The sequence below is a fragment of the Kribbella sp. NPDC050124 genome (genome assembly GCF_044460355.1).
Taxonomy (GTDB): domain Bacteria; phylum Actinomycetota; class Actinomycetes; order Propionibacteriales; family Kribbellaceae; genus Kribbella.
Genome location: NZ_JBITJU010000065.1, coordinates 1 through 3,161, shown reverse-complemented (window position 1 = coordinate 3,161; position 3,161 = coordinate 1). Strand labels below are relative to the sequence as shown.

The window sequence follows — 3,161 nt, the reverse complement described above, 5'->3', positions numbered from 1 at the left end:
CAGGTCTGGAGCGGCCGTGTCGGCTGTGTGGTGTGTCGTCGCAACTTGCTGCAATCGGGTTGCGTCGGAGCGTATTTCGAAGGATAAAACTCTTCCTGACTTCGCCGGTGTCGCTCGGGGTGCGCCGGATCCGCCCCAAGTTTTGGAGTGTCGATGCGCCGCGCCCGCTTGTTGCTGACGTCTGCCCTCGTGCTGTCTCTCCCGGCATCCCTTGGAGTCCCTGCGACCGCCCTCGCGCGTCCACCGGCGGTTGGGCAGGTCGCCGTACAGCAAGCGCCTCGCGCTGCTGATGGTCCGCTTGCGCCGCCGGCGCCTGCTCGAGTGGGCAAGGTGTCGTCCACGGTCGCGTCTGCGTCGGCGAAGCCGGCGCGGGTGCGGGAGTTGGATGATCGGCGGACGGTTTCGTCGAAGAGCTACCGGATGTCGGACGGTACGACGCAGCTTGTGTTGTCGACGGATCCGGTGCACTACAAGGACTCGAAGGGCAAATGGCAGGACATCGACACCAAGGTCACGGCCGGCACGGGGGAGGACGCGTTCGAGAACGCGAAGAACACCTTCCGGTCCCGGTTCGGCAAGTCGAGCGACCGGCTGCTGACGTTCGAGGCCGATGGGGTGTCGATCAGCCTGGGCGCGGCCGGTGAGAAGCGGAAGCTGACGCCGGCGGTGAAGGGCTCGTCGGTGGGGTTCGCTGACGTGTTCGGTACGGCGGACGTGCGGTACTACGTCTCGCGCACCGGGGTGAAGGAGACCGTCGTACTGACGGCTCCTGCGGATGCCGCGGACGAGTACACGTTCGAGTTGCACACCAGCGGTCTGACCGCGAAGGCGCAGCCGGACGGCTCGATCGAGTTCTTCAAGAAGAACAGTGATGGGTCTTCGGACGAGCGGCCGAAATACGTGATCCCGCCGCCGAACATGTACGACTCATCGGCGCAGAACCAGCTCGGGCAGCCGGGCTATTCGGACAAGATCACGCAGACGATCAGTCAGCAGGGTGGCAAGACGCTGCTGACGCTGAAGCCGGACCAGTCCTGGCTGGCGGCGAAGGAACGGGTCTGGCCGATCGTCATCGACCCGACGATCGTGGTCGTGCCGGATCCGGCGGCAGCGCAGGACACCTCGATCTCCGAGGCACCCGCGAATATCAATACCAACTACGGCAGCATCCCGACGATGCTGGCCGGTGACGACTTGAGCCACAACACGTGGCGGGGCCTGCTGAAGTTCGATCTGTCGATGATCCCGACGACCACAACGATCCGCTCGGCCGATCTCAACGTGCATTACGGGGCGGGTTTCGGCGGGGACTACAAGCTGCCGTTCGCGGCGGTGAAGGTCACACAGGACTGGTCGGAGTCGACGGCGACGTGGGCGTCGATGAACACGGCCTTCGACGGGACGTACGCGAACAACACGGTGCTGGTCGACGATCAGGACACGTTGTCGGCGTCGTATCAGGGCCCGTGGAAGGAGCAGTCGAACGCGAGCGCGATCAACGGCTGGTTCTCGTACGCATTGACCGGGACGACGCCGGACACGTTCACGTGGAATGCGCGGGTTCCGAGTGACGGGGACTATCAGGTGCAGGGGCACTATTACCCGTCGAGTGTGCGGGGGATCCTACCGACGACGCTGGTTGGTGCGACGGCCGATGGTGTGCCGACCTCGCAGAATGTCACGTGGAATCAGACGGCCGGTACGCCCGGGTCCGGAGGCGACCTGTGGTACACGCTGGGCACGATCCATTCGCGTCCGGGGAACACGACGCAGCTGAAGATCACTCGCGACCAGTCCGGGACCATGACGATTCCGATCGCGGACGCCATGAAATGGGTCAAGTACTCGACCGCGACGAAGCAGGTCGGCGACCGGGACGGGTGGCATTCGTTCGGGCTGGGCACCTATGTGCAGTCGTGGGTACGCGACGCCTCGAAGAACTTCGGGGTGATGTTGAAGGCGGTCGATGAGAATCCGGCGACGGCCCCGGCCGGTGGTTTGTATTACAGCGCGAGCGAGGGCACGTACGGCGGGGAGACCGCGGCGCGGCCGAATCTGGTGATCACCTACGACGAGCCGGGCGTGACGCTGAACGCGCCGTCGACCGTCAACGCCGACGGGGCGGAGCTGACCTGGGGCAAGTACGACGACCCGACGCCGGCCGATGACGACGACCTGGTCGAGTATCAGATCTTCCGGGGCTGCCGCGCGCTGCCGGTCGAGCCTTGCGCGACGCCGGTGGGTGACTACTTCTCGACGACTGCGCCGACCGCGCTCACGTTGGTCGGGACCGTCCCGCCCGAGGTGAGGTCGTTCACCGACAGCGATGCGACGCCGTCGAGTGCGACCGAGCCGGCGACGTACAACTACTGGGTCGTGGCGCGCACGGTCGCCGACGTCAGGAAGGGCGAGAACGGCAGAGCGGCGTCGAACGTGCAGACGGTGACGATGCCGCGTGAAGGCCGGATCCTGCGGTCGTTCACTGGTGATCCCACCACTGGCATCCCGGACACAACGCTGGCCGCTGCTCCGCTGTACCAGAACACCAACCTGTCACGTCCGGACGGCGGCGGGACGGCGAACACCCGGTACTGGGTCCAGGTCGGCAACAACCACCCGACGTACGACGACGAGCGGGGCCTGTTCGAGTTCGACACGTCGGCGATCAAGCAGGGCACGAAGGTCACCGATGCCCGGGTGGAGCTGTACTCGAACTACGGTTCTGGCAGCGGCCGTGCGGACTTCGACCTGTACGCGCTGAACCGGGACTTCATCGAGACCGAGGCGACCTGGAACCGGGCAACCTCGACGATCAACTGGACCGCGCCGGGCGGTGACTACGACTCGGCCGCGCTGCTGGGATCGGTGCGTCCCGACAACAACGCACAACGGCTGACGTTCGCCTCGACAGGCGCCACCTCGAACCTGGTCACCAAGCTGCAGTCCTGGGTCAACAACCCCGGCGACAACCACGGCCTGCTCCTGCGGACACGCGACGAAGCGGCCGGCGCGACTGGACAGCAGTTGGTCAGCATCACGAACAGCGAGTCCCCGGACAAGCTGTTTCGTCCCCGGTTGTGGATCGAGCACCTGGCCAAGAACGACGCCGAGACCTACCAGGCTGACCAGATTCCCGAGCGGTTCGACCCGAACACGACTGT

1 protein-coding gene is annotated in these 3,161 nt (G+C 65.5%); it reads left to right on the top strand.

Features of this window, described 5'->3' with window-relative positions; translation table 11 throughout:
- Window positions 1–330: 330 nt before the first annotated feature.
- Window positions 331–3,161: DNRLRE domain-containing protein (locus ACIBL3_RS47185; protein ID WP_396360612.1), on the top strand; the 2,831-nt coding region annotated here is incomplete at its 3' end.